This window comes from Nonomuraea sp. bgisy101 (assembly GCF_057708945.1).
Genome location: NZ_JBYITD010000004.1, coordinates 394316 through 418798, shown reverse-complemented (window position 1 = coordinate 418798; position 24483 = coordinate 394316). Strand labels below are relative to the sequence as shown.

Here is a 24483-nt window from a genome sequence, read left to right as displayed (position 1 = left end):
ATGACGCTGGAAGCGGGGGCGCCCTTCGGGGCGTCCCCGCCCTCCGACGACCACGCGATCGTCACGGAGGGCCTGACCAAGCGCTTCAAGGGCGGGCAGATCGCGGTCGACGCCCTCGACCTGACCGTGCCGCGCGGCTCGGTCTACGGCTTCCTCGGCCCCAACGGGTCGGGCAAGACCACCACCATCCGCATGCTGCTCGGCCTGGTCGCCCCCACCTCCGGCACCTTCACGGTGGTCCCGCTACCGCGGGTCGGCGCGCTGGTCGAGGGTCCGGCCTTCTACCCCTACCTGTCGGGCGAGGCCAACCTGCTGCGCTACGACGCCGCAGATCCGACCGCGTCGGGCCGCACGGCCCGTACCAGGGTCACCACCGCGCTGGAACGCGTGGGACTGTCGGCCGCCGCGGGCAAGCGCTACCGCAACTACTCCCTCGGCATGCGTCAGCGCCTGGCCATCGCCGCCGCCCTGCTCGGCCCGCGCGAGCTGCTCATCCTCGACGAGCCGACCAACGGGCTCGACCCGCAGGGCACCCGCGAGGTCCGCACGCTGGTCAAGGAGATCGCCTCCGACGGCACCACCGTGTTCGTCTCCTCGCACCTGCTCGCCGAGGTCGAGCAGATGTGCACGCACGCGGCGATCATGCGCACCGGCAGGCTCGTCGCCCACGGCACCATCGCGTCGCTGAGCGGCGGCCGCGCCCCGCGCCTGCGGGTGGAGACGCCCGACGGGGCGGATGCCGCACGTGTGCTGCGCGGGCTCGGCCTGACGGCCGTCGCCCACGAAGGGCCGGAGGTGAGCGCCGAACTCGGCGGACACGCCCCCGAACGTCTCAACGCCGCGCTGGTCGAGGCCGGCGTTGCCGTCAGGGGCCTGTCGGTCGTACGGCCCAGCCTGGAAGAGGTCTTCGTCGGCCTGACAGGGGAGGGGTTCGATGTCGAAGGTTGAGCCTGAGGTCGCGCAGGAAGCGCCGGTCTCACGCGGCGCCAGGAGGACGCCGGGGCTCGTGCCGGTGAGCGAGTCGAGGCGCACCGCCGAGCACGGCCCGCGCGCCGACCTGCCTGAAGCCGGGCCGAGCGTCCCCGCCCGTCACGACCGGGCGGCTGCGGCGACGGGGCCCGCGGGCGCGTTCCTCAGGATGCTCGGCTCCGAGCTCGGCCTGACCTTCCGCAGGCCGCGCAACGTGGCCATGCTCGCCGTCCTCACCGCCGTCCCCGTCGTCATCGGCGTGGTCCTGCGCCTGCTGGGCGACGACATGTCCGACGGGCCGGGCGGCATCATCCAGCAGGTCACGGGCAACGGCTTCTTCCTGGCGTTCATCTCGCTGAGCGTGCTCGTCCCGCTGCTCATGCCGGTCGCCGTCTCCGTCGTGGCGGGTGACGCGCTCGCCGGCGAGGCCGCCGGAGGCACGCTGCGCTACCTGCTGGCGGCGCCCGCGGGCCGTACCAGGCTGCTGGCGGTCAAGTACCTCAACGCTGTGCTGTTCTGCCTGGCCATCGCCGCGGCCGTGGCGCTCGCGGCGCTGGTCACCGGCCTGCTGCTGTTCCCCGCGGGGCCGGTGACGCTGCTGTCGGGCGTCGCGATCCCGCTCGGCGACGCGCTGCTGCGCATGCTGATCGTCATCGGCTACGTCACGCTCGGCATGGCCGCGCTGGCGGCGGTCGCGATCGCGCTGTCGACGCTGACCGAGGTCCCGATCGGGGCCATCGCCGCGACCGTCGTGCTGGTCATCACCACGCAGGTGCTGCGGGCGATCCCCCAGCTCGACGTCATCCAGCCGTACCTGCTGCCGAACTGGTGGGACGACTTCGACGCGGTCCTGCGCGATCCGATCGCCTTCGACGACCTCACCTCGGGGCTGCTGACCTTCGGCGCCTACATCCTGCTGTTCGGGTCGTTCGCCTGGGCCCGCTTCACCAGCAAGGACATCACCTCCTGACGGCCGGCGGCCGGGGCGGGAGACCCTCCCACCCCGCCACCGTCCCGTGCGGTCGCCGCCGGCCGGGACCCCGGGCGTCATCGTCCCGGAAGCCCCCTGGCAGCGGAGGTCTCAGGCGCTGCGGCGGCGCAGCCCCAGGAAGCCGATCACCACGCCGACGATCCCCACGATCAGCCCAGCTCCGCCGAGCAGGCGGGCCGTCCCATCGGACGACGAGCCCGAGCCGGCCGCCATCGGCGCCACCGACGGGGCCGCGGGCGAGGCGGCCGGCGGCGCCGAGGGCGTGGCCGACGCCGTGCCGTGGTGGTCATCGTCGGCCGAGGCGGGCGTGAGCTTCAGCGTCGGCGCGGGCCGCTCCGCCTCCGTGCCGTCCGCCTTCGGCTCGTCGGCCCACTTCACGACCTCCCCGCCCGAGTAGGTCTGCGTCGTGGGGAACATCAGCCGGTCGGTGTCGGTCGGCAGCTGCCCCATCGACACCTCGAACTCCTGGAATTGGCCCGGCTTGATCTCGCCCCCCGACCAGACGACCTTGGTGACCGCCTCGGTCAGGTCGCCGTACTCGGTCTTCACCGGCTTGGGCAGCTTGCCCTCGGTGACCTTGACCTCCCAGCCGGGCACCGGCTTGACCGAGACGAAGGCCAGCGGGTGGTCGACGGGGAAGGACACCTCGATCTTGGTGGTCGAGGCGTCGTCCCGCTCGTTCGGCACGCGGAAGGCGACCTTGGTGAAGCCGCCCTGCTCGGCGGTGCCGGGGTTGACGGTGACGTGGGCGAGGGCGGGGATCGCCAGACCGAGGGACAGGGCGGTGGCGGCGGCGAGGACGGCCGCCGTACGGCGGAACTTGGACATGCGGAAACTCCACTTGACTGGGAAAGAAGGAAAGGGAAGAGGGCGTCAGCGGGCGGGAAGTGGAGGACCGCGCCTGCTGACGATGTGGCGGAGGAGCACGCCGCCTGAGGCGACGCGGACGGCCGTGCGCACCGGCGCCCGCAGTACCGCGGCCATGGAGGGCAGCGGCGGCAGCAGCCTGATCAGGCGGCGCCCGAGACGGCGCAGCAGCGACCAGAGCGCGGCCTCGCCGCGGGCCAGCCACCAGCCGGTGATGAGCGTCACCGTCAGGTGCGCCAGCAGCATGCCCAGGCTCTCACCGAGCCCCGAGCCGTGGCCCGACCCGTCCTGCCCGTGGGCCAGAGTGAGGACGGCGCCCGTGCCGTCGAGGCCGAACAGCTCGTGCAGCCCCGCCTGCAGCGCCACGAGCGTGACATTGATGGTGGAGGTCGAGCGCTCCCTGCCCGACAGGGTCAGCGCCACCAGCATGACGATGGCACCGCCCAGGCCGAACGCCCAGGTGGCCGGGCCCGTGCCGCCGGCCGCGCTGTGGCCGAGGGCGGCCAGCAGCACGCAGACGGCGGAGAAGGCCGCCGCCCGCGTCAGCCGCAGGGGGAGATTGGCGCGCATGGGTGACCATATGTTCTCACGGCGGCGGTGCCGCCGAGGGGCGGTGGGTTTCTTCGGGCCGCCTTCACTCTCAGTTCATGACTTTGTCGGAACCATCGCCGCTCACTCCATTAACGTCTATTTCGGTCTGCTCCCTAATGAAGACGGGTACCGGAACATGCGCACAATGGCGACGCTCACCTTGGCGGCCACCTTCACCCTCGGGATGTTCTCCTCCTCCGTGGCGGCGGCCGAACCGGACAAGGCGCCACGGGAGATGCCGACCGAGATCTACGGCGGGGCCTGGCCCTCGGGCCACGTCCAGGGCATCGCCGTCGACCAGCGGAAGGGATTCATGTACTTCTCCTTCACCAACCTCCTGGTGAAGACCGACCTGCGGGGCACCCCCGTCGGATCGGTGTCCGGCTTCACCGGCCACCTCGGCGACCTGGACTTCAACGAGCAGGACGGGCGGGTGTACGGGTCCCTGGAGTACAAGGAGCAGGAGTCGTTCTACATCGCCGTCTTCGACGTCGACCGGATCACCAGGATGGACATGGACGCCCAGTCCAGCGACGTGGTGAGCACGGTCTACCTGAAGGAGGTCGTGGACGACTACGTCGCGGACATGAACGGCGACGGCACCTTCGACGGCAACGTCGCCGACACGCCGGACCACCGGTACGGCTGCAGCGGCATCGACGGCGTGTCGTTCGGCCCCGAGTTCGGCAGGAGGCACGGCAGGCAGCGGCTCACCGTCGCCTACGGCGTCTACTCCAACGTCGGCCGCCAGGACAACGACCACCAGGTCATCCTGCAGTACGACGTGCGGGACTGGAAGAAGTACGAGCGGCCGCTCACCGAGAGCGCCCCGCACAGGAGCGGTCCCGGCAAGGTCGACGGCAAGTACTTCGCCTACACGGGCAACACCACCTACGGCGTGCAGAACCTGGAGTACGACCCCCACACCGGCAACTGGATGATGGCCGTCTACAAGGGCGTCAAGCCGCAGTTCCCCAACTACTCCTTCTTCGTCGTCGACGGTGGCCGGCCCCCCAGGACCGGCCCCGTCGTGGGCCAGCCCACCCCCGAGACCGGCAAGCTCCTCAGCCTGGCGCCCGCCGGACTCCAGCACGAGGCCTCCGGTGTCCGCGGCTGGGAGTTCGGCGGCCAGTACGGCCTGGCCGCGCTCGGCGACGGCCGCTTCTACGTCTCCAAGGCGGGGACCCTCACGGAGGGCGGGGTCACCAAGCAGACCAGCCACGCCCAGCTCTACCGCTGGACGGGCCAGGCGCCGACCCCGTTCGAGAGGATCGGCTAGCGGCTACGTGATGTCATACGGCTCCGGCCAATGCCTGGCTCAAATATCTGGTTTGTCGCTATGGTCGGGGCCGAGGTGATGTTTGTGCGGCATTTTGCTGGTTTGCTACTCGGCGTGATCGTGACCGGCGCCCTGCTGGTCGGAGGAGGCTGGGCAGTCCAGCAGGCGTTGATGATCGCGCCTGGAACGGCCGCCCCGGCCGCGGGGCCGAAGCTGTGGATCGCGCTCGGCGCCATGGCGGTGATCGGCCTGGTGGTCGGGTTGGTGGTGGCGGGCAGGGTGTCGCCGCTGGCCACGTTCGTGCCCTCGCTGGTGCTGCTGGCGTGGACGGTCGTCTACGCGCTCGACGTCAACAGGGCGCTGTCGTTCGTTCCCGACGAGCCCTCCATGCACCAGATCGTGCTGGAGGCGGGCGCGGGCAGCAGGACACTGCTCACGACCGGCGTCTACGCCATGCTCGGCGTGGCGTTGTTCCTGCCGGTGCTGATGCCGTCCCGCTGGGCCGGCCGGCGGGACGACATGGACGACGAGTACGACGAGAGCGAGCAGAGCGGCTACTACTGACCCGCGCGCGTGTAGAGCCTGGTCACGACCTCCTCGATGGTCTCGTCCGGCGCGGTGGCCATCAGGTCGCCGAGTGAGCCGTCGAAGGCCAGCCTGCCGTGGTCGATCAGCATCACCCTGCGGCACAGGCGTTCGATGTCGCCGAGGTCGTGTGTGGTCAGCAGCACGGTGGTGCCGCGCTCGGCGTTCACCTTCAGCAGGAACGCGCGGATGCTGTTCTTGCTGACCACGTCGAGTCCGATCGTGGGCTCGTCGAGCACCAGCACGTCGGGCGCGTGCAGCAGCGCGGCGGTCAGGTCGCCGCGCATGCGCTGGCCGAGGCTGAGCTGGCGCACCGGCGTGCGCATGAACCCGGCCAGGTCGAGGGTCTCCACCAGCTCCTCGAGCCGCCCGGCGAACACCTTGCGATCTACTTTGTAAAGGAGCCGGATCAGTTCGAAGCTGTCCCTCAACGGCAGGTCCCACCACAGCGTCGTCCGCTGCCCGAACACCACCCCGATCCGCCTGGCCAGCGCGGTCCTCCTGCGCGACGGATCGAGGCCCGCCACGCGGACCCTGCCGGAGGTGGGGGTGAGGATCCCGCACAGCATCTTGATCGTGGTCGACTTGCCCGCGCCGTTAGGGCCGAGGTAGCCGACGAACTCACCCGGCGCCACGCTGAAGGACAGGTCCTTGACGGCGTGCACGACCGTGCGCCTGACCTTGAACGAGCGCCCCGCGCCCTCCAGTTGGATCATCTCTAACTCCCCGTCGATCGGTAGCGGCGAAGGCCCTGGCGCCAGGCGAAGGCGGCCGTCAGGGCAAGGAGCAGGGCCGCGACGGGCCCGAGGAAACGCAGGAAGCCGGGCGTCCCGAAGGGGTCGTCCCTGCCCAGCACGTACAGGCCCGGCTGCCAGTTGACGAAGGCGAGCGGCAGCACGTAGGTCACTCCGGCCACCAGGTCGCGTCCGTAGACGCTGAAGGGGTACTGGGTGAGCTGGCCGCCGCCGTAGGTGAAGGCGTTGACCACCTCGGGGGCGTCGGTGAGCACGAACTGCGCGGCGCCCGCCAGCGTCCACAGTGACGCGAAGATGACCATCGCGGTGGCGATCATCACCGGGATCATCCACGCGCGCTCCCACGGCACGCCGACCCCGGCCAGCCCCGCGGCCAGGACCACGACGGCCTGCAGTACGCGGCCGATCCTGGTAGGGGTGAACCTGTCGGCGGCGGCCTGCACCCAGGCCGAGGCCGGCTTGACGAGCATCGTGTCCAGGGTGCCGGCCTTGATGTGCTGGCTGATCTTGTCGAGGTTGCCGACGCACATGTCGACCACGGAGAAGGCGGTGCCTGCCGCGCCGTACAGGAAGAGGACCTCGTCGCGGGTGAACCCGGCCAGCGCGGTGGTGTTGGCGAAGACGACCAGGATCACCGCGACGTCCACGGCCGCCATCAGGAAGCCGAAGGCGACCATGAGCGCGAAGGAGGCGGGGTAGGCGGCCGCGGCACGGGTCCACGTCCATACCAGCATGGCGTAGGTCCTAACCACCCTGGATCACCACCTTGTGCCTGATCGCATGGGTGCCGACCGCGCCGAGGGCGAGCAGTGCGGCCGCCCAGAGGGCCTGGAAGGGCACGGCGTCGAGGAGGCCGGCCTTGCCGAGGTAGACGTCGGCGGGCACCTGCGCCATCGCGGCCCAGGGCAGCGCGGCGGCCAGGTCGCCGAGCGGTCCTGGGAAGATCGTCAGCGGCAGCATCAAGCCGCTGAAGAACGTGGTGAGGACCAGCGACACCGTGGCCACGCCGCGGTCGTCGGCGAGCCAGCAGACCGACAGCGCCACCAGATAGCGCCAGGCGAAGCTGACCAGCACGCCGAGGGCGAAGCTGACGGCGAAGGCGGCCCACCGCCCCGGGTCCGAGGGCACGACGATGCCGAACACGAGCGCGCCGACGATCGTCGGCGGGACGCCGCGCACGAGGAAGAGGTAGGCGGCTCTGCCCAGGTCCTCCGACAGGGCCCAGGCCTGCAGGGAGGCGGGCCTGACGAGGTCGAGGGCGATGTCGCCGGTGCGGATGCGTTCGGGGATGGTCAGGCCGCCGCCGAACAGCTGCATCGGGCCGATGAAGGCCTGGGTGACGAAGCAGAAGGTGACGGCGTCGGTGACGTCGTAGCCCGCCAGTCCTGGCCTGACGTGCCAGAGCGCGATCAGGACGTAGGCGCGCAGGACGCCGAAGACGCTGTTGGTGAACGCGCCCGCCGCCGCTGCCCAGACGTAGGTGGCGTGTTTGCGGAAGCCGAGCCGGATGAGCCGGAGATAGAGGGAAATGGTGCGTCACCTCCGCAGAGTGATGGCATGACGACAGCCCGTGCCCGGAAGGGGGCACGGGTGTTCGGGGCGGTAATTATCCGCTCAGAGATCAGCGGTCGGCAAGCCGATAGACGAAGCGCAGACCCGACCAGGTGCTGTCGATGGCCGCGACCTTGTTGTCGACGAGACCCTGTGCTAGGCCGTACTGCCTGACGTGGTCGTCACTCAGGTCGGTCGGCACGCCGCTCGCCCGTTTGGGCCGGCACACCCACAGGCCGCCGTTCCTGACCAGCCGTGCCGCCGCCTTGCCGAACCGCTGGTGGAGGGTGGCCGCGTCGAGGCAGAAGAGCAGGACCACGTCGTACGGCTCTCGCCCAGGACGCCGGTGGTAGGCGGGCACGTCGAAGTCGGCGGGCGCGCCGACGGCGAGCACGCGATGGCCCGGTTTGATCCCCGGCTTCCGCGGCAGGGGCGTTCCGGAGTATCCGGCCATGCGTGAAGGGTCTCATACGGTCATCCGTGATTCACCGGAAACAGAAGAGTGACGTCCTTGTCGATAGAACGATCCTCTAGAGGGAATTGTTTAGGTGTGCGGCACGAGATCGACCTGGACGTCATCCCCGACTATCCGTTCAGCTGGCAGTCCCGAGCGCTCAACGGCCTGATGCGCGGCACCCTGAAGCCGGCCTCCAGCCTGCTCCTGCGTCACTCCCTGGCCATCACCGCCTGCTCCAGGCTCGGTGAGCTGGTCAGGCTGGTCCCGGTGCGACCGCCGAGCCACGTCGGCATCGTCCCGCACCGTTCGGGCGAGTGGGTGCGCGCGGGGCAGGGGCTCGACGAGCGCAAGGTGCTCCTCTACTTCCACGGCGGCGGCTACTTCAGCTGCTCGCCCGCCACGCACCGGCCGATCACCTGGCGGCTGTCGGTCGTGGCGCGCCGGCCCGTGTTCGCCCTCGACTACCGGCAGGGCCCCGTCCACTCGCTGGCCGAGTCGCTGCAGGACGCGCTCGACGCCTACGGCGAGCTGCTCGAACGCGGCCACGATCCCGCCGACATCCTGTTCGCGGGCGACTCGGCGGGCGGTCACCTCACGCTGGCCACCCTGCTCGCGCTGCGCGACCGCGGGCTGCCGCTGCCGGCCGCGGCCATCTGCCTGTCACCGTGGACTGATCTGAGTGACACCCCGCGCAGGGCCAACCGCTGGGAGGACCCGATGCTGCCGGCCGGCCGGGTCGAGTGGCTGGCCAGACGGTGGACGTCGGGCCTCGATCCGCGCGACCCGCTCGTCTCACCCGTCTTCGGCGACTACACCGGGCTGCCGCCGTTGATGATCGTCACAGGCTCGACCGAGGTGCTGCGGGACGAGGGCCGCCGAGTGGCGCTGCGCGCCCGCGAGGCGGGCGTGCCGGTGACCTACGAGGAGTGGCCGCGGATGCCGCACGTCTTCGCGATCCTGGCCGACGTGCTGCCCGAAGCGCGCCTGGTCTACCGGCACATGGCCCGCTTCCTGTCCGCCGTGCGCGGCTCGGGCGAGGAATCTTCTCTCGCGGCATGACGTTCCAGCTGTAGGTTAGGTGTGCCTAACTACAGCTGGAGGGTTCATGACGGAACACAGGGGCGTCGTGCTCAGGACCGAGCGGCTCACCCCGCACATGGTGCGGGTGGTGGTCGGCGGGGAGGGAATGCGCGGCTTCGCCACCGAAGGGTTGACCGACCACTACGTGAAGCTGGTCTTCCCCTACGAGGGGGTGGAGTACCCGACGCCGTTCACCGTGGCGAACTGCCGGGAGAGCGTGCCGCGCGAGCACTGGCCGAGACTGCGCACCTACACCGTGCGCGCATGGGACGCGGCTGCCAAGGAGTTGACGCTCGACTTCGTGGTGCACGGCGACGAGGGTCTGGCGGGCCCGTGGGCCGTGGCCGCGCGCCCCGGCGACGTGATCCACATGATCGGCCCAGGTGGAGGCTACGCGCCGAGCCCCGAGGCGGACTGGCATCTGCTGGCCGGCGACGAGAGCGCGCTTCCGGCGATCGCCGCCTCGCTCGAGGCGCTCGCCCCGGGCGCGAAGGCGTACGTGTTCATCGAGGTCGAAGGCCCTGAGGACGAGCAGAAGCTCGACGTTCCCGTGACCTACCTGCACCGTGCGGGCGCGCCGTACGGCAGCAGGCTCGTGGAGGTGGTTCGCACCCTCGACTTCCCCGAGGGCAGGGTGCACGCCTTCGTCCACGGAGAGGCCGCCTTCGTCAAGGAACTGCGCAGGCTCCTGCGCGTGGACAGGAAGATCCCGCTCGACCAGCTGTCGATCTCCGGCTACTGGCGGCTCGGCGTCGACGACGAGGGCTGGCGCGCGGTCAAGAAGGACTGGAACCGTCAGGTCGAGACCGAGGAGAGCGCCGCCCTCGGCGCGTGAGCCTCACCGCCCTCTCGTCTTACCTGAAAGCCCAGGTACCTCACTTCTTTCTCACTGCCGGGGAAGATTCGCCTTACCTTCGATACCCCTTGTGACAGTCCTGGGGAAATGCCTCGCCCGATCCGGTCACAGTGTGCTGTGGCCGTGTCCCAGCGCAGGAGAGGCGACCCCCGGATGGCACGTGGTTCGAGCGGCATGCCACCAGGCGTGCGACCGCTGACGGTGGGCGACCCCGTGATCATCGGCAGATACCTGCTGCTCGGGCGCCTGGGAACCGGCGGGATGGGCGTGGTCTACCTGGCCGAGCACCCCCGTGGCGGGTTCGTGGCGCTGAAGACCCCGCACGCCGTCCATCTCAAGGACGCCACTCTTCGCGCCAGGTTCGCCGAAGAGGTGACGTTCTCGCGCAGGGTGGTCCCGTTCTGCACGGCGGCCGTGATCGAGGACGGCACCGACCGCGACCGCCCCTACCTCGTCTGCGAGTACATCCCGGGGCCCGCGCTGTCGCAGGTCGTGGTCGCGCGCGGCCCGCTGACCCCAGACCTCGCCTACGGGGTGGCGCTCGGCGTGGCTGCCGGACTGGTCGCCGTGCACGACGCGGGGCTGGTTCATCGTGACCTCAAACCGGGCAACGTGTTGCTGTCGCCGGACGGGCCGCGCGTCATCGACTTCGGCATCGCCCGCGACGTCGACACCGCGGCGGCCCACACGCAGGCGGGTCAGGTGATGGGCAGTCCCGGCTGGGTGGCGCCCGAGCGGCTGACCGGCGGGGCCGCGCTGCCTGCCTCCGACGTGTTCGCCTGGGGATGCCTGATCGCCTTCGCCGCCACCGGCTACCACCCGTTCGGCACCGGTGAGGCCGACGTGCTGACCAGGCGCATCATGCTTGAGCCCGCGCGCGTCGAAGGTGTGCCCGCGCTGCTGCGGCCCGCGGTGGAGGCGTCGCTGGCCAAGGATCCAGCCGAGCGGCCCACCTCGGTCGAACTGCTGCGGGCCTTACTGGCCGCGGGCGGCGTGGGCGACCCATGGGACCTGCGCGAGGCGGTCGCCAGGGTGCTGGCGGAGATCTGGACGCCGGTGCCGTACCCGCCGGGCGGCGGCAGGGTGCGCCTCGCGGACGTGCCCCGGGAAGGGGCCGAGACGGAGACGCCGGGTCCATCGGCACGCCGGCGGCGGGCAAGGGCGGGGGCGCAGCTGTCGCACGCCAGCTTCGCGGCGCTGGCCACCGTCTCGATCGCGGCGCTGACGGTGGCCGCGGCCAGCGGGGGAGGAGGGGTACGGCTGGACGGCACCGGGCTGCCGGAGACCGTTCCCGTCGTCGTGCCGAACGGCACCGCGGGGTCCACGATCAATCCGATCACGCCGTCCAGGCGCCCGGCGGGGCCGTTCCCGGCCGGGCCGTCGATCACCCCGACCGTCGTCATCACCCACACCAGGACGGTGGAGCCATCGAAGCTGCGGCCGACGCGCTCGGAGTCGGAGGAGCGGACGTGGTCCGAGCACCGCGGCAGGTCGCCGGATCCGCCGGGCAACGGCGACCCGGGCGACTGCGTCAACCCCGCGGGCAGGAAGCGGGCGAGGGACTGCCCGCAGCCGTCCTCCAGCATCACGACGATCCCGCAGGAGGGGCCGGGGGAGACGCCCGATCCCACGGCGTCGGTGTCCGTCACCCCGACCGATCAGGTGTCGCAGACGCCCACCGGGTCGTCGTCGGGCTGACGCGGAGGCGGGTGCGGGGTTTCGCGGTTCAGGGCGGGGCCGGACAGCCGGATGCCCCGGCCCCGCGGGCGCGCGGGGCCGGGGCGGTCGCCGGGGAACCCTCCCATGCCCTAGGAGGAATCGGCGAGTCTCGGGCGGCTCAGTGGGCGAACTGCTCCTCCTCGGTGGAGCCCTTGAGCGCGGTCGTCGAGGAGTCGGGCGCGATCGCCGTGCTGACCAGGTCGAAGTAGCCGGTGCCGACCTCGCGCTGGTGCCTGGTGGCGGTGTAGCCGCGCTCCTCGGCCGCGAACTCGGCCTCCTGCAGTTCGACGTAGGCGGTCATGCCGTCGGCCGCGTAGCCGTGCGCCAGGTTGAACATGGAGTAGTTGAGCGAGTGGAAACCGGCCAGCGTGATGAACTGGAACTTGTACCCCATGTGCCCGAGCTCGCGCTGGAACTTGGCGATCGTGGAGTCGTCCAGGTGCTGCTTCCAGTTGAACGAGGGCGAGCAGTTGTAGGCGAGCATCTGGTCGGGGTACTTCGCCTTGATCGCCTCGGCGAACTCGCGGGCCACGTCGAGGTCGGGCGTGGAGGTCTCCATCCACAGCAGGTCGGAGTAGGGGGCGTAGGACAGGCCGCGGTCGATGCAGGCCTCGACGCCGTTGCGGACCCGGTAGAAGCCCTCGGCGGTACGGTCACCGGTGGTGAAGCGCTGGTCGCGTGGGTCCACGTCGCTGGTCAGAAGCGTCGCGGCCTGTGCGTCGGTCCGCGCGATGATCAGTGAGGGGACGCCCGCCACGTCTGCCGCCAGGCGGGCGGCGTTGAGGGTCTTGATGTGCTGGCCGGTCGGGATCAGCACCTTGCCGCCGAGGTGGCCGCACTTCTTCTCCGAGGCGAGCTGGTCCTCCCAGTGCACGCCCGCGGCACCCGCCGCGATCATGCCCTTCATCAGCTCGAAGGCGTTCAGCACGCCGCCGAAGCCCGCCTCGGCGTCGGCCACGATCGGAGCGAGCCAGTGGGTCTCGTCCGACCCCTCCGACCAGGTGATCTGGTCGGCGCGCAGCAGCGCGTTGTTGATGCGGCGCACGACTGCGGGGACCGAGTTGGCCGGGTACAGCGACTGGTCGGGGTAGGTCTGCCCGCCGAGGTTCGCATCCGCCGCCACCTGCCAGCCGGACAGGTAGATCGCCTTCAATCCCGCCTTCACCTGCTGCACGGCCTGGTTTCCGGTCAGCGCGCCGAGCGCGTGCACGTAGTCCTCGGTGTGCAGCAGGTCCCACAGCCGTTCGGCGCCGAGTCTGGCCAGCGTGTGCTCCTCCTGCACGCTGCCGCGGAGCCTGATGACGTCCTCGGCGGTGTAGGTGCGCTCGGTGCCCTTCCATCGGGGGTCGTTCTTCCAGTCGTGCCGCAGCTGCTCAGCCGCTCCCTTGAGGCGATCGTTCATTTTTCACTCCTTTGTCGTCCCCTGGGGTGCTTGCACCGAGTGTCTGCCCCGGTGCAGCCCTTCCAGTAGGGTTCGCATAGGAGAAGAACGATGAAATTTCCGACTAGGAGCATACTGGCGAGTATTCGATAGAGAAGAAATCGCGACTTTTCTCTATGGACTAGACCAATGTGGGTCCGTGCCCGGCTCGTCTGCCGCAGGGCGCGGTCGATTCGCGAGTGACTGCCGGCTTCGGGCCGATCTGAGGCGCACGGCGCAGCTGGCTATAGAAAAAGGGTGATTCTTCCGCCTATGATGCGCACATGGCCCCCTTGCTCGGCGAAGAACCGCTTTCTTTGACGCAGGAGCTCGATCTCATCGCCTTCGGCCAAAGGCTGCGTCACCTGCGCAAACAACGCGGACTGACCCTGTCCGACCTGGGCGGGCGTGTCAGCAGAGCGCCCAGCCAGCTCTCCCTGCTGGAGAACGGCAAGCGCGAGCCCAAGCTGTCGCTGCTCAAGTCGCTGGCCACCGCGCTCAACGTGCCGGTCGAGGAGCTGCTGCGCCGCCAGCCGCCCAACCGCCGCGCCCAGCTGGAGATCGCGCTAGAGGAGGCCCAGCGCGACCCGCTCTACGCGGGGCTCGGCCTGCCGCGGCTGAAGGTCTCCGCCCGCGTGCCCAACGACGTCCTCGAACACATCCTCGGCCTGTACGGCGAGCTGCGCGCCAGGCAGGCCCGCGGCACCGCCACCCCCGAGGAGGCCAGAGCCGCCAACGCCGAGCTGCGCCGCAGACAGCGCGAGCAGGGCAACTACTTCCCCGACATCGAGAAGGCGGCCGCCGCCGCCCTCGCCGCCGTCGGCTACCGCACGGGCGCGCTGTCCCAGAGCACGATCCAGGCGCTCGTCACCCATTTCGGGTACACCGTCCACACCGCGCAGGACCTGCCGCGCTCCGTCCGCTCCATCACCGACCTGCGCAACCGTCGCATCTACGTCAAGCACGAGCAGCTCGGCATGCACACCCCGCGCACGATCCTGCTGCAGACCCTCGGACACCTCGCGCTCGGCCACGGCAAGCCACGCGACTTCGCCGACTTCCTGCTGCAGCGCACCGAGGCCAACTACTTCGCCGCCGCCGTCCTCGTGCCCGAGCGCTCGGCCACCCAGTTTCTGCAGGAGGCCAAGCAGGACCGCGCCCTGTCGGTGGAGGACCTGCGCGACGTCTTCGCCGTCTCCTACGAGATGGCCGCCCACCGCTTCACGAACCTGGCCACCCACCACCTCGACCTGGTCTGCCACTTCGTCCGCAACGACGCGGGCGGCACGATCTACAAGGCGTACGAGAACGACGGCATCGTCTTCCCCGCCGACGAGCAGGGCGCCATCGAGGGCCAGCGCATGTGCCTGCAGTGGTCGGGCCGCCAGGTCTTCCAGTCACCCGACAGGTTCTCGGTCTTCTACCAGTACTCCGACTCGCCGACCGGCACCTACTTCTGCGTCGCCCACGTCGACCCCTCCCGCGAACGGGACTTCGCGATCACCCTGGGCGTGCCGTACAGGGAGTCGCGGTGGTTCCGCGGGCGCGAGACGACCAACAGGACCCGCTCGAACTGCCCGACCGGCGACTGCTGCCGCCGCCCTCCCACCGAGCTGGCCCAGCGCTGGGAGGGCTACGCCTGGCCCTCGGCGCGTGCCAACTCCCACGTGCTGGCCGCGCTGCCGCCCGGCTCGTTCCCCGGCGTGGACGAGGCCGACGTCTACACCTTCCTCGAACGGCACGCCACTCAGGCCTAGCGCGCCCTCCAGGCCAGATACCGCGCGGGAAGGCAGATCGAGCACGGGCGGTATCCCGCCGCGACGGCCGTGGCCTCATCGGCGAAGAACACCCGGTGCCGCACGTAGCCGCCCCTGGCGATCGCCCGCAGCGCCGAAGGGCAGTCCAGGCGCCCGTACAGGCGGCCGCCGCGGTGCCCGCCCAGCGCGCCGGGAGTCTCGCTCCGGTACGGCCTGCCGTCCCCGCCGGTCAGCGTGAACATCAGGCCGCGTCGTGGAAGACCAGACCGAGCGTGTGCCGCAGGCCACGCCTCACCGTGCTGACACCGTGCCTGACCGGTGAGGCCGACCAGCCGCGCGAGGAACGCACCGGCCGGTCCCTGGTCGTGAAGATCAGCCCGTGCCCCTGCGGCAGCAACGTCACCGTGCCCCGCGACTGCGCCCTCGGCCGCTGCTCGACCAGCAGGAACTCCCCGCCGTCGTAGTCCGCGCCCGGCTCGTTCAAGCCGACCACGACCTGCAGGGGGAACACCAGATCCCCGTACAGGTCGCGGTGCAGCGCGTTCCAGTCGCCGTCCCTGTAGCGCAGCAGGATCGGGGTGGACTTCCGCTGCCCCGCCCTGTGACACATCTCCAGCCACTCGGCCAGCGTGTCAGGCCACGGCGCCGGGCGGCCGAGCCTGGCCGCCCAGTCCCTGGCGATCGGCAGCAGCCTGGGGTAGAACGCCTGCCGCAACTCCTGCACCAGGTCGGGGAACGGCCGGTCGAAGTAGCGGTACTGGCCCCTGCCGAACCGGTAGCGCTCCATGTCGATCGTCGACCGGAAGCGCGCCACCTCGTCGTACAGGCCGGCGATCTCGCGGCACTCGGCGGCGGTGAGGATCGGCCCGGTCAGCGCGCAACCATGGGCGTCCATCTCCTCGGCCAGGCCGGCCCAGTCGGCCTTCTCCACCCGCTCGGATGGCTTGGACATGATGCTTCTCCTTCATCTCGGGCATATCCGGCGTGCCGGCTCAGTGCCCTGTGCCGGCTCAGTGCCCTGTGCCGGCTCGGTGCCCCGTTCTCGGTGCTCTGTCCGGCTCGGTGCTCTGTCCGGCTCTGTGCTCTGTGCCGGTTCAGACGAACAGCGGCTGCAGCGCGCCCTCGTGAGTCAGCAGGAACCGCTTGCGCTCCACGCCGCCCGCGTAGCCGGTCAGCGACCCGCTCGCGCCGATCACCCGGTGACACGGCCTGACAATCAGCAGCGGGTTGGCGCCGATCGCCCCTCCCACCGCGCGGATCCGGTCGCGCGGGACTTCGAGCTGCTCAGCGAGCCTGCCGTATGTGGTCGTCACGCCGTACGGCAGGCCGTCCAGCGCCGCCCACACGCGTTCCTGGAACGCGGTGCCGCGCCGGACCAAGTCCAGCTCGAACCCGGTGCGCTCGCCTGCGAAGTACTCGCCGAGCTGACGCTCCACCTCGGCGAACGCCTCCGGGTCCGGCTCGCCCTCCCTGACGGCTCCCATGTCGGTGAACGACACGGACACCAGGGCGAGCCCGCCTCTCGCCGCCTCCGACCTCTCCCCGACCAGCAGCAACTCGCCGGCGGGGCTGTCGAACGTGGTGTAGATGCTCATGGTCCGCACCTCCTTCGTGGTGTCTTCGTTGTGTAGAACACCGGAAGGCACCGAACGGTTCAGCGGTTTTCGGACGTCGTGCTGCGCGACTCCCGCACCGGCCGCGCACGACCAGGGAACCCGCCTCATGAAGGTCCCCCCAGCCTGCCACGGACCCGCCACCGGGCCCCTTCCCCCGGACCCGCCACCGGGCCGCCCCCTGGCCTGGACCGCCCCTGGACACGCTCACGGACCCTCCGCCGGGCACGCCGCTGGACCGGCCCCCCGGACTAGCCGCCGGACCCGTCCCCGGACTGCCGGCCGGACCCGTCCCCGGACCGGCCCTGGACTGGCCCTGGGCACGCCCTCGGACCCTCCGCGGGGCACGTCCGGAGTCGCCATCGAACGCGCCGCCGGACCCCTCGCCGGATACGCCCAAGGATCTGCCCTCGGAGCCTCTGCCGGGCACGCCCTCGGACCTGCCGCAGGGCGGCCCCGGACCCCCGCCGGATACGCCCGGGGATTTGCCCTCGGGACCTCTACCGGGCACGGACCTGCCGCAGGACCGGCCCCCGGACCCCTCGCGGGGGACGCCTACGGACCTGCCTTCGGACCCACCAGAGGGCCGCCGCCTGGACCCGGTGTAGGACCGGCCCCGGACCCGCCGGACCCCCTTGGGCCCGGCGTAGGACCGGCGTCCGAGACTCGGCGCAGGGCCTGTCCCGGACCCGTCGCCGGGGACGCCCTCCGGGCATGGCGCACCCGTCGTCCGGTCACCCCGGCCCGGGACTCTAAGCTGATGACCGGTGACAATGACGGGGGAGGGGTCTGTGCTGCCTGAGGTAGAGGCGTGGCTGCGGAGCCGTACGTCCTCGGTCGCCGACTGGCCCCTCGACGCGCTGCTCGAACGGAAGGGCGCCACCACGATCAGCGTCGTCCTGCCCGCGCGCGACGAACGTGAGACCGTGGGCGAGATCGTGAGCGTGATCAGGCACGAGCTGCACGCCCTGGTCGACGAGGTGGTCGTCATCGACTCCCGCTCGACCGACGACACCGCGGCCGTGGCGGGACGAGCGGGCGCGGCCGTCCACGCCCAGGACGAGATCCTCCCCGACCTCAAACCCCTCGACGGCAAGGGCGAGGCGCTGTGGAAGTCGCTGGCGGTGACCTCAGGCGAGCTGCTGACCTTCATCGACGCCGACCTGCGCGACTTCCGAGCCTCCATGGTGACAGGACTACTCGGCCCGCTGCTGTCCGATCCGTCCGTGGCCTACGTCAAGGGCAGCTACGACCGCCCCCTGCTGGACGCCCCCACCGGCGGCGGAAGAGTGACAGAACTGGTGGCCCGCCCTCTCATCAACCTGCACTGGCCCGAACTTGCGGGCTTCGTCCAGCCGCTGGCGGGGGAGTACGCGGGACGCCGCTCCGCGCTCGAACGCGTCCCCTTCCTCACCGGCTACGGGGTCGAACTCGGCCTGCTCCTCGACCTGCACTCCATGGCGGGCCTCGACGCGCTGGCCCAGGTCGACCTGGGCTCCCGAGAGCACTCCCACCAGTCCACCGAGGCCCTCGGCGCCATGGCAGGGCAGATCATGCTGGCCGCCTGGTCCCGCCTGGAACGGCAGGGCAAGATGATCCCCCTCCACGAGCCTTCGGCGTGTCTTGCGCAGTTCCACCGGACGGAGACCGGCCACCAGGTGCTGGCGAGAAACGTCTCGATCGCCGAACGCCCGCCCATGATCACCCTGATGAACTGACCGCCGGGCCCGCATGCTCGGTGCCCTTTCCACTGAACTGACCGCCGGGCCCGCACGCTCGGTGCCCTTTCCACCGCTGTGCACTCACCGAAGGGCGGCCCGCACCGCCCCGGGGATCGCTGGCGACTTGTTCGAGCGCGTCTCGCGCGCATCGCTCCCGGACACCGCCGGCGAGCCGTCCAAGACGCGGCGCGCACCACACCTGGCCACGCCCGCCGCTCCGTTACACCCCGCCCGGTCTCACGCTCATGAGCCGCTTCCAACCGAACCATCACTGGTCCACCAGCGCCCCCGCGGATCGTGCGCGAGTGGCGTCCGAGGGTCGCGTCTGGGGTGGCGTCCGAGGGTCGTGTCCGGGGGTCCGCGTTCGCGGGCCGAGTCTGGGGGTGGCGTCCGAGGGTCGCGTCTGGGGGTGGCGTCTGGGGGTGGCGTCTGGGGGTGGCGTCCGAGGGTCGTGTCCGGTGGTCGCGTCCTCGGGTCCGCGTCTACCGGTCGCGCCGCCCAGGGGGGCCAAGCGCGGGCGGCGTGGATGACGCGGATGGCGCGGATGGGGCCGAGGTGCCGGGCATGCGGGCGAGCCGTACAGAATGGGCGCATGAGCAGATGGAACGAGCTGACCGGCGGAACCCTGGGCGAGACCTACGACAGCCGGTTCGCCGCGCTGGCCGCCGGCGGTACCGACGTCCATGGTGAGGCTCGTTTCTGCGCCGCCCTCGTCCCGCCGGGATCGCGGGTCCTCGACGCGGGGTGCGGCACCGGCAGGGTGGCGATCTGGCTGGCCGAGCAGGGCTACGACGTGGTGGGCGTCGACCTGGACGCCTCGATGCTCGCCGTCGCCGAACAGCGCGCCCCCGGCCTGACCTGGATCGAGGGCGACCTCGCCGACCTCGACCTCGCAGGCTCCTTCGACCTCGTCGTCGCGGCAGGCAACGTGATCCCGCTGCTCGCCGAAGGCACCGAGCCGCAGACCATCCGGAACCTCGCGAACGCGCTCACACCGGCAGGCGTCCTGGTGGCCGGTTTCGGGCTCGACGCCGGACATCTGCCGGTGCGACCGACCTTCACGCTCGACGACTACGACGCCTGGTGCGCGGCGGTGGGCCTGCGGCTGGACGAGCGCTTCGCCACCTGGGACGGCGAGCCGTACCGGAACGGGGGTTACGCCGTCAGCGTCCACCGCCGCTGACCGGTCAATCGCACCCCTCTGGTCAGTCGCCCCAGGTCAGGCGTCCCTTCGGTCGTGGCACCGCCCTCGGGGCAGGTGCCCGGCTCGGGTCAGCCGCCGCAGCTCGGATCACGCCGCGCTTGGGTCAGGCCACGTGCTGGGCTCAGGTCACGTGCTGGGTTCAGGCGCCGCCTTTGAGGGCGGCGGCGACGAAGGCGGCGATCTGGTCGCGTCCTGCCTCCGCGTCGTCCGCGTCGTCGCCCAGGATGATGCGTCCGAGCTGTGTCATCATCGACGGCCACAGGGCCAGTCCGGTCAGCGTGAACAGCAGCCGCGCCACCTCGGGCGAGGCCTCCCTGCCCAGCCCCTCGGCCAGCGATGAGGTCTTGCGGCCGCAGCGCGCCACCCGTGTCTCGAAGCCCGGCAGTTCGGGGCCGCGGAAGTTCAGCGCCTCCCACATCAGCAGCCGTACCAGGTCAGGGTGCTCCCGGTAGTAGTCGGTCAACTTGGCCACGTACTCGACAGGGTCGCTCGGCAACGAGATCCGCTCGGTGAGGTCGTTGAGCGCGTCGCCGACCACGGCGTCGAAGAGATCTGTCTTCGTCCCGAAGTGGCCGTAGATGCGCTCCTTGTTGACGCCCGCCCGTTCGGCGATGCGGTCGACGCGTGCCCCGGCCAGGCCGTACGCGGCGAACTCCTCCCGCGCGGCCTTCAGCAGCGCGGCGCGGGTGGCGGCGGTCGAGTCCTTCGTTGCCATATCTCGCATCTTACAGCCACCAACTAGTTGGTTGACATCCAACTAGTTGGTTGGCTACGGTCCGACCACATGAGCACCTTGACGTTGAATCGTCCTGCCGCCTTTGCTCCCACCCTGACGGTTTTCGTGCTGACCGCCCTGCTCGTCAGCGGCCAGCTGTACGTGGTGATCCCGCTCCTGCATGACATGGCGCTCGGTTGGCATTCCGATCAGGGCGCGCTGACGTGGCTGGTCACCGCCTTCGCCATCGGCTACGGCCTGGGCTTCCTGCTGTTCGGTCCGCTTTCCGATCAGTACGGCAGGCGGCGGCTCCTGCTGATCGGCATGCCCGTCGCCGCAGTCGCGACCGCGCTGGTGGCCGTCAGCCCGAACCCCGCCGTCGCCATCGCCCTGCGCCTCGTCCAGGGCGTCGCCGTCGCGACCTTCCCGCCGGCGGGCATGGCCTACCTGAGCGAGAGCGTCGAGCCCCGCCGCCGGGTGGTGGCGATCAGCGCGATCACCGGCGCCTTCCTCGCCTCCGCCGTACTGCTGCAGGTCGTCGGCCAGCTCACGGTCGACGTGCTCGGCTGGCGGGGCCTGTTCGTCCTCTCGGCGGCGGGCTTCGTCGGAGCGGCGTTCGCGCTGCGCGCCGTCATGGTCCCTGACGTGCGGCGCGAGCGGACCGCCTCATTCCTGTCGGTCTACCGGGCAGTGCCGTCACTGCTGGTGAAGCCCGCTTTGGCGCTGCGCTACGTGGCCGTCCTCGTCCTGCTCGGCGGCTTCGTCGCCGTCTACACGGGGCTGCAGCTCTCGGGCATCGTCACCTCGTCCACCGAGATGCTCGGCCTGCGCGCCGGCGGTCTCCCCTCGATCCTGCTGGTCCCGCTGCTCACGCCCTGGCTCGCCCGCCTGAGCGCGCCCGTTCGTGCGGTCGTCTTCCTGGGGCTGGCCGCCGTTGTGCTCGCGGCCATCGGCGTGACCGTCCCCGGCGCGGTCGGCCTGGCCGTCCTGCTCGCCCTCTACGTCGCGGCGATCACGGCGGGCCTGCCCGCGCTGAACGAGTCCATCGCCATGCTCGCCGAAGGTTCGCGCGGCACCGCACTGGCGCTCTTCTCCTTCTTCCTGGCCGTCGGCAGCAGCCTCGGCCCGCTGGCCGCCGCCGCGTTCCCCGGCTTCGACCTGCTGATGTACGGCCTGGCGGGCGCGATGGTCATCGGGGCGCTCGCCGTACTGGCCTCCCGGGCCGTGACATCACGCCGCCGCTGAGCACGAGGTCGGTCGGCCGGAGCCGACCACCGCCTCGTCGGGTTCGACGGGGTCCTGGGCGGCTCCGCGTGCGGGGACGCTATTCGGCGGCGCCTCCCCGGGCGGCCGTCTCCATGCTTCTGATGGAGAGCCAACCGCCGATGCCCGGCAGGAAGGCCAGCAGCCTGGCCCTTCGACCGGCGGAGGGCAGTCGGAGGACGCCGATGACGACGACGAGGTAGGCGCAGCCGTGAAGAGGGCCGAGCAGGGAGGAGATCTCCCGGATGTGGGCGGTGGCGAGGTTGGCCAGCATGAGGACCAGGCTGATCACTTCCGTGTACGCGGCCGCGCGAACGTAGGTCATGCTCATGCTCCCGTGCTCGAACCCGGCCTGACGATCATCAGGATGGTGACCGTGACCCACAGAAGGTTGAAGACGCCGGCCGACATGGCCAGCCCGGCACCTGGCGGGATCCCGTCGACCGCGCCTGTCTCGCCAGGCGAGGCCACCTGGATGAGATCGAGGGCGGCTCGCTGTCCCGGCAGGACCATCAGGATGAGGACGGCGGCGGCGACCGCCGTCAGCACGATCGACACGATCAGCCACGCGTCGCCGAGCACGCCCATGCTGCTGGCCGTGGCGAACCCGAACACCGGCACCGCCATGCCCACGCCCGCGTAGACCCGGCAGATCCGGTGGAGGACGCGCAGGGTGGTGGCCGACTCGTCCGAGATGGCGTGGGCCCGACGCAGGATCCTGGGAAACATGCTCGCCGCCACCGCGACAGGTCCGACGGCGACGACCGCCGCCACGACGTGAAGTGAGAGGAGGAGCTTGGTCACGCGCGCCCGCCCGTGACCTCGAGCCCCACCGGCACATGCCCTTCCTCGCGCCAGACAACTCCCCGCCGCTCATGGGCGAACAACTCCTCGACGGCGTGCGCGATCCGCGGGCCGAGCTCGCGTTCGAGCAGGTAGAGCCCGAGATCCAGGCCCGAGGTGACGCCCGCGCCCGTCACGAGGTCGCCGTCGTCGACGACCCGTGCCCTGACCGCGATCGCGCCCGTCGCGTCCAGGGCCTCCATGCCGAGATGGTGGGTGGTGGCCCGGCGGCCCTCGATCAGCCCCGCCATCGCCAGCAGGAGGGAACCGCCGCAGACGGTGGCGACGGTGCGCCCTGGCCGGTCCATGACGGCCTTGAGCAGGGCGGGAAGGCCCGTGTGGAGGGTACTGCCGAGCCGTACCAGGACACTCTGCTCGCTGTCGGAGTCGGTCAGATCGCCCGCTGCCCCCGGAACCACGACAAGGTCGGCTCTGTCCGGATCGAGCACGGCCGTCGCTCTGAGCGCGAGGCCCTCGACCCCGCTGGGCACCTCGCGCGGTCCCTCGGCGGTGGCGAGCTCGACGGTCACTGCGCCGCCCGAGGCCACGCCGCCGGCCTGCAGGACCTCGTACGGCGCGACGGCATCCAGCGGATCGAAACCGTCGAAGAGAACTATCTGGGCATGCATGACGGCATTCCATTTCATGTTTCGTGCGAAGGGTCACCGACGCTACGCGGCGTTCTCGAGCCGGCCCAGTGGCTGAATCGCCACCTTTCAACGGGATATCGCCAGCGGCACAGCCAGTCCATGCCGGTCGGCGACGCGAAGTTGGCGAGAAGTGGCGCTCGGCCTACGTTATGGCCATGCACACGGTGGCGATTCTCGCGCTGGACCAGGTGATTCCCTTCGACCTGTCCACGCCTGTCGAGGTGTTCGGCCGCACCAGGCTGCCCGACGGGCGGTCCGGGTACAGGGTCCGCGTCTGCGCAGGCTCCCCCTCGGTCGACGCGGGGTTGTTCACCATCCAGGCGCGGTGGGGGCTGGACGCGCTCGCCGACGCGGACACGATCATCGTGCCCGGCGTCGCCGACGTGTCCCGCAGGCCGCCGCCCGAGGTGCTCGACGCGCTCAGGTCGGCGGCCGAGGCCGGCACGCGGATCGCCTCCATCTGCATCGGCACGTTCACACTCGCGGCCGCCGGACTCCTCAGCGGCCTGCGCGCGACCACCCACTGGCTGGCCGCGCCCCAGCTCGCCGCGACCTACCCCGACATCGCGGTCGACCCCGACGTCCTCTACGTCGACAACGGGCAGATCCTCACCTCGGCAGGCGCGGCGGCGGGGCTGGACCTGTGCCTCCACCTGATCCGCCGCGACTACGGCTCGGCCGTGGCGGCCGATGCGGCCAGGCTGTCGGTCATGCCGCTCGAACGTGAAGGCGGGCAGGCGCAGTTCATCGTCCACGAGCAGCCGCCCGCGCCCAAGGGCTCGGCTCTGGAGCCCGTGATGCGGTGGATGGAGGAGAACGCGGGCCGTGAGCTGACCCTCCACGCGATCGCGGAACAGGCGGGGACGAGCACCCGCACGGTGATGCGGCGCTTCCGCGAGCAGACCGGGACGAGCCCGCTGCAATGGCTGCACAGGGTCCGGGTACGGCAGGCCCAGCATCTGCTGGAGACGACGGGACACTCGGTGGAGCGGATCGCCTTCCGGGTGGGATTCGGCTCGGCGACGGCCTTCCGCGAACGGTTCAAGAAGGTGACCGGAGTCAGCCCCCAGGCCTACCGCCGCACCTTCCAGTGACCTGCGCGCGTCCGTGACCTGAACCCACGCCCCGCCTTCGCCCCCGTATCCACGCTCACCTCGTGACGGACGGTTCGACCACTCCCGCCTTGGCCGTCGTGCGCGTTTCTCGTGGATCCTCGACCAGCCGCCTTCACGCCTGCCCGCGACGGCCAGGGACGCCGCGACCGTGTATCTGCGCCCGCCTGCTCGTTCGCCGGCCCGTCTGTGTGTTCGGCGGTCTGTCTGTTCGTCTACCCGCCGGCCCGCGCGCCCATCTGCCCGCATGCCCGCTTGCCTGCTTGCTCGTTTGGCCGCATGCCCGCTTGCTCGCATGCCCACGTGGCCGCATTCTCGCCTGACCCGCTTGGTTCGCTCTGCTCGTCCTCGGCTTGGCTGCTCGCCGCCACCCCGCCGGAGTGTGGCGGCTTCGCCGTACAGAGGAGTAGTGTCGGCAGCTGTTACCACCGGTAACGTCCGCTGGGGCGCAGGCCGGAAATATCATCATGTGAGCGGGAGTAGCG

Annotated in this window: 25 protein-coding genes and 1 pseudogene; 12 read left to right on the top strand and 14 right to left on the bottom strand. The window is 70.8% G+C overall.

From position 1 onward, the window contains the following. Positions 1 to 948 (top strand): ABC transporter ATP-binding protein, encoded by a 948-nt coding sequence (locus AC3EO4_RS10410; protein ID WP_431895120.1) that lies wholly within the window; start codon positions 1 to 3, stop codon positions 946 to 948. Further along, positions 935 to 1939, top strand: coding sequence for an ABC transporter permease (locus tag AC3EO4_RS10405; RefSeq protein WP_431895062.1), 1005 nt, complete (start codon positions 935 to 937; stop codon positions 1937 to 1939). The genes AC3EO4_RS10410 and AC3EO4_RS10405 overlap by 14 nt, the downstream gene beginning before the upstream one ends. Positions 1940 to 2050: 111 nt before the next feature. Here AC3EO4_RS10405 and AC3EO4_RS10400 read toward each other — a convergent pair whose 3' ends face one another. Both AC3EO4_RS10400 and AC3EO4_RS10395 read right to left on the bottom strand, forming a co-directional pair. Further along, positions 2051 to 2788 (bottom strand): YcnI family copper-binding membrane protein, encoded by a 738-nt coding sequence (locus tag AC3EO4_RS10400; RefSeq protein WP_431895060.1) that lies wholly within the window; start codon positions 2786 to 2788, stop codon positions 2051 to 2053. 45 nt (positions 2789 to 2833) lie between these two features. Next, a complete protein-coding gene (locus tag AC3EO4_RS10395; RefSeq protein WP_379574537.1) occupies positions 2834 to 3397 on the bottom strand; it encodes an MFS transporter in 564 nt (187 codons plus the stop codon). 166 nt (positions 3398 to 3563) lie between these two features. Here AC3EO4_RS10395 and AC3EO4_RS10390 point away from each other — a divergent pair, with 166 nt between their 5' ends. Both AC3EO4_RS10390 and AC3EO4_RS10385 read left to right on the top strand, forming a co-directional pair. Then, positions 3564 to 4697 carry a hypothetical protein gene (locus AC3EO4_RS10390; RefSeq protein ID WP_431895058.1) on the top strand — a complete coding sequence of 378 codons (1134 nt, stop codon included), beginning with the start codon at positions 3564 to 3566 and terminating at the stop codon, positions 4695 to 4697. A 114-nt stretch (positions 4698 to 4811) separates the two neighbouring features. Then, positions 4812 to 5261, top strand: coding sequence for a hypothetical protein (locus AC3EO4_RS10385; protein WP_379574540.1), 450 nt, complete (start codon positions 4812 to 4814; stop codon positions 5259 to 5261). Positions 5262 to 5308: 47 nt separating this feature from the next. On the opposite strand, the pseudogene AC3EO4_RS10380 reads toward AC3EO4_RS10385, so the two are convergent. From AC3EO4_RS10380 to AC3EO4_RS10365, 4 genes and pseudogenes are all read right to left on the bottom strand, one after another. Further along, a pseudogene (locus AC3EO4_RS10380) lies at positions 5309 to 5998 on the bottom strand (ABC transporter ATP-binding protein); the annotation flags it as partial. Positions 5999 to 6000: 2 nt separating this feature from the next. Next, a complete protein-coding gene (locus tag AC3EO4_RS10375; RefSeq protein WP_379574543.1) occupies positions 6001 to 6789 on the bottom strand; it encodes an ABC transporter permease in 789 nt (262 codons plus the stop codon). Then, a complete protein-coding gene (locus AC3EO4_RS10370) occupies positions 6782 to 7447 on the bottom strand; it encodes an ABC transporter permease (RefSeq protein WP_431895118.1) in 666 nt (221 codons plus the stop codon). Before AC3EO4_RS10370 ends, AC3EO4_RS10375 begins: the two co-directional genes overlap by 8 nt. A 211-nt stretch (positions 7448 to 7658) precedes the next feature. Then, positions 7659 to 8042 (bottom strand): hypothetical protein, encoded by a 384-nt coding sequence (locus AC3EO4_RS10365; protein ID WP_431895055.1) that lies wholly within the window; start codon positions 8040 to 8042, stop codon positions 7659 to 7661. Between the two features lie 96 nt (positions 8043 to 8138). On the opposite strand from AC3EO4_RS10365, the gene AC3EO4_RS10360 reads away from it, so the two are divergent. The 3 genes from AC3EO4_RS10360 (at position 8139) to AC3EO4_RS10350 (ending at position 11679) form a co-directional block, all read left to right on the top strand. Further along, entirely contained in the window at positions 8139 to 9104 is a 966-nt protein-coding gene (locus AC3EO4_RS10360; protein ID WP_379574546.1) for an alpha/beta hydrolase, read from the top strand. A gap of 46 nt (positions 9105 to 9150) precedes the next feature. Beyond that, positions 9151 to 9960 carry a siderophore-interacting protein gene (locus tag AC3EO4_RS10355; RefSeq protein WP_431895053.1) on the top strand — a complete coding sequence of 270 codons (810 nt, stop codon included), beginning with the start codon at positions 9151 to 9153 and terminating at the stop codon, positions 9958 to 9960. 207 nt (positions 9961 to 10167) lie between these two features. Continuing rightward, the gene (locus AC3EO4_RS10350) at positions 10168 to 11679 is read left to right on the top strand and encodes a serine/threonine-protein kinase (RefSeq protein WP_431895051.1); all 1512 of its coding nucleotides are present in this window, start codon (positions 10168 to 10170) and stop codon (positions 11677 to 11679) included. Positions 11680 to 11818: 139 nt separating this feature from the next. Here AC3EO4_RS10350 and aceA read toward each other — a convergent pair whose 3' ends face one another. Next, positions 11819 to 13102: an isocitrate lyase gene (gene aceA, locus AC3EO4_RS10345; protein ID WP_431895049.1), complete on the bottom strand. Its 1284-nt coding sequence runs from the start codon at positions 13100 to 13102 to the stop codon at positions 11819 to 11821. A gap of 302 nt (positions 13103 to 13404) precedes the next feature. On the opposite strand from aceA, the gene AC3EO4_RS10340 reads away from it, so the two are divergent. Further along, positions 13405 to 14877: a helix-turn-helix domain-containing protein gene (locus AC3EO4_RS10340; RefSeq protein WP_379574552.1), complete on the top strand. Its 1473-nt coding sequence runs from the start codon at positions 13405 to 13407 to the stop codon at positions 14875 to 14877. Here AC3EO4_RS10340 and AC3EO4_RS10335 read toward each other — a convergent pair. The 3 genes from AC3EO4_RS10335 to AC3EO4_RS10325 all read right to left on the bottom strand — a co-directional run bounded on the left by AC3EO4_RS10335 (position 14874) and on the right by AC3EO4_RS10325 (position 16472). Beyond that, positions 14874 to 15119: an Ada metal-binding domain-containing protein gene (locus AC3EO4_RS10335; protein WP_379582237.1), complete on the bottom strand. Its 246-nt coding sequence runs from the start codon at positions 15117 to 15119 to the stop codon at positions 14874 to 14876. The genes AC3EO4_RS10340 and AC3EO4_RS10335 overlap by 4 nt on opposite strands. After that, entirely contained in the window at positions 15119 to 15829 is a 711-nt protein-coding gene (locus AC3EO4_RS10330; RefSeq protein ID WP_431895046.1) for a 2OG-Fe(II) oxygenase, read from the bottom strand. The genes AC3EO4_RS10335 and AC3EO4_RS10330 overlap by 1 nt, the downstream gene beginning before the upstream one ends. Before the next feature lie 142 nt (positions 15830 to 15971). After that, on the bottom strand, positions 15972 to 16472 hold the full coding sequence (locus tag AC3EO4_RS10325; protein WP_431895044.1) for a methylated-DNA--[protein]-cysteine S-methyltransferase: 501 nt from the start codon (positions 16470 to 16472) through the stop codon (positions 15972 to 15974). Positions 16473 to 17281: 809 nt separating this feature from the next. On the opposite strand from AC3EO4_RS10325, the gene AC3EO4_RS10320 reads away from it, so the two are divergent. Both AC3EO4_RS10320 and AC3EO4_RS10315 read left to right on the top strand, forming a co-directional pair. Beyond that, positions 17282 to 18208 (top strand): glucosyl-3-phosphoglycerate synthase, encoded by a 927-nt coding sequence (locus tag AC3EO4_RS10320; protein WP_431895042.1) that lies wholly within the window; start codon positions 17282 to 17284, stop codon positions 18206 to 18208. Between the two features lie 595 nt (positions 18209 to 18803). Further along, complete coding sequence (locus tag AC3EO4_RS10315) at positions 18804 to 19394, top strand: class I SAM-dependent methyltransferase (RefSeq protein ID WP_431895040.1); 591 nt, start codon at positions 18804 to 18806, stop codon at positions 19392 to 19394. A 160-nt stretch (positions 19395 to 19554) separates the two neighbouring features. Here AC3EO4_RS10315 and AC3EO4_RS10310 read toward each other — a convergent pair whose 3' ends face one another. After that, a complete protein-coding gene (locus tag AC3EO4_RS10310; protein ID WP_379582247.1) occupies positions 19555 to 20130 on the bottom strand; it encodes a TetR/AcrR family transcriptional regulator in 576 nt (191 codons plus the stop codon). Between the two features lie 69 nt (positions 20131 to 20199). On the opposite strand from AC3EO4_RS10310, the gene AC3EO4_RS10305 reads away from it, so the two are divergent. Then, entirely contained in the window at positions 20200 to 21375 is a 1176-nt protein-coding gene (locus AC3EO4_RS10305; RefSeq protein WP_431895038.1) for an MFS transporter, read from the top strand. Positions 21376 to 21454: 79 nt separating this feature from the next. Here the strand turns inward: AC3EO4_RS10305 and AC3EO4_RS10300 are convergent, their stop codons facing one another. Genes AC3EO4_RS10300 through AC3EO4_RS10290 form a run of 3 tightly spaced genes read right to left on the bottom strand, consistent with a single transcriptional unit; the run spans position 21455 to position 22865 of the window. Beyond that, positions 21455 to 21718, bottom strand: coding sequence for a hypothetical protein (locus AC3EO4_RS10300; protein ID WP_379582251.1), 264 nt, complete (start codon positions 21716 to 21718; stop codon positions 21455 to 21457). 2 nt (positions 21719 to 21720) lie between these two features. Continuing rightward, a complete protein-coding gene (locus AC3EO4_RS10295) occupies positions 21721 to 22197 on the bottom strand; it encodes a hypothetical protein (protein ID WP_431895037.1) in 477 nt (158 codons plus the stop codon). Continuing rightward, entirely contained in the window at positions 22194 to 22865 is a 672-nt protein-coding gene (locus AC3EO4_RS10290; RefSeq protein ID WP_431895035.1) for a DJ-1/PfpI family protein, read from the bottom strand. Before AC3EO4_RS10290 ends, AC3EO4_RS10295 begins: the two co-directional genes overlap by 4 nt. Positions 22866 to 23041: 176 nt before the next feature. On the opposite strand from AC3EO4_RS10290, the gene AC3EO4_RS10285 reads away from it, so the two are divergent. Beyond that, positions 23042 to 23980, top strand: a complete 939-nt coding sequence (locus AC3EO4_RS10285; protein ID WP_379582257.1) for a GlxA family transcriptional regulator — start codon at positions 23042 to 23044, stop codon at positions 23978 to 23980. Positions 23981 to 24483: the final 503 nt, after the last annotated feature.

Excerpts from the sequence above, each read along its gene's own strand:
- aceA (WP_431895049.1), bottom strand. The coding sequence starts at position 13,102 with ATGAACGATCGCCTCAAGGGAGCGGCTGAGCAGCTGCGGCACGACTGG.
- AC3EO4_RS10365 (WP_431895055.1), bottom strand. The coding sequence starts at position 8,042 with ATGGCCGGATACTCCGGAACGCCCCTGCCGCGGAAGCCGGGGATCAAA.
- AC3EO4_RS10325 (WP_431895044.1), bottom strand. The coding sequence starts at position 16,472 with ATGAGCATCTACACCACGTTCGACAGCCCCGCCGGCGAGTTGCTGCTG.
- AC3EO4_RS10285 (WP_379582257.1), top strand. The coding sequence starts at position 23,042 with ATGCACACGGTGGCGATTCTCGCGCTGGACCAGGTGATTCCCTTCGAC.
- AC3EO4_RS10310 (WP_379582247.1), bottom strand. The coding sequence starts at position 20,130 with ATGGCAACGAAGGACTCGACCGCCGCCACCCGCGCCGCGCTGCTGAAG.
- AC3EO4_RS10390 (WP_431895058.1), top strand. The coding sequence starts at position 3,564 with ATGGCGACGCTCACCTTGGCGGCCACCTTCACCCTCGGGATGTTCTCC.
- AC3EO4_RS10400 (WP_431895060.1), bottom strand. The coding sequence starts at position 2,788 with ATGTCCAAGTTCCGCCGTACGGCGGCCGTCCTCGCCGCCGCCACCGCC.
- AC3EO4_RS10395 (WP_379574537.1), bottom strand. The coding sequence starts at position 3,397 with ATGCGCGCCAATCTCCCCCTGCGGCTGACGCGGGCGGCGGCCTTCTCC.
- AC3EO4_RS10340 (WP_379574552.1), top strand. The coding sequence starts at position 13,405 with ATGGCCCCCTTGCTCGGCGAAGAACCGCTTTCTTTGACGCAGGAGCTC.
- AC3EO4_RS10300 (WP_379582251.1), bottom strand. The coding sequence starts at position 21,718 with ATGACCTACGTTCGCGCGGCCGCGTACACGGAAGTGATCAGCCTGGTC.
- AC3EO4_RS10305 (WP_431895038.1), top strand. The coding sequence starts at position 20,200 with ATGAGCACCTTGACGTTGAATCGTCCTGCCGCCTTTGCTCCCACCCTG.
- AC3EO4_RS10410 (WP_431895120.1), top strand. The coding sequence starts at position 1 with ATGACGCTGGAAGCGGGGGCGCCCTTCGGGGCGTCCCCGCCCTCCGAC.
- AC3EO4_RS10330 (WP_431895046.1), bottom strand. The coding sequence starts at position 15,829 with ATGTCCAAGCCATCCGAGCGGGTGGAGAAGGCCGACTGGGCCGGCCTG.
- AC3EO4_RS10335 (WP_379582237.1), bottom strand. The coding sequence starts at position 15,119 with ATGTTCACGCTGACCGGCGGGGACGGCAGGCCGTACCGGAGCGAGACT.
- AC3EO4_RS10315 (WP_431895040.1), top strand. The coding sequence starts at position 18,804 with ATGAGCAGATGGAACGAGCTGACCGGCGGAACCCTGGGCGAGACCTAC.
- AC3EO4_RS10405 (WP_431895062.1), top strand. The coding sequence starts at position 935 with ATGTCGAAGGTTGAGCCTGAGGTCGCGCAGGAAGCGCCGGTCTCACGC.
- AC3EO4_RS10355 (WP_431895053.1), top strand. The coding sequence starts at position 9,151 with ATGACGGAACACAGGGGCGTCGTGCTCAGGACCGAGCGGCTCACCCCG.
- AC3EO4_RS10290 (WP_431895035.1), bottom strand. The coding sequence starts at position 22,865 with ATGCATGCCCAGATAGTTCTCTTCGACGGTTTCGATCCGCTGGATGCC.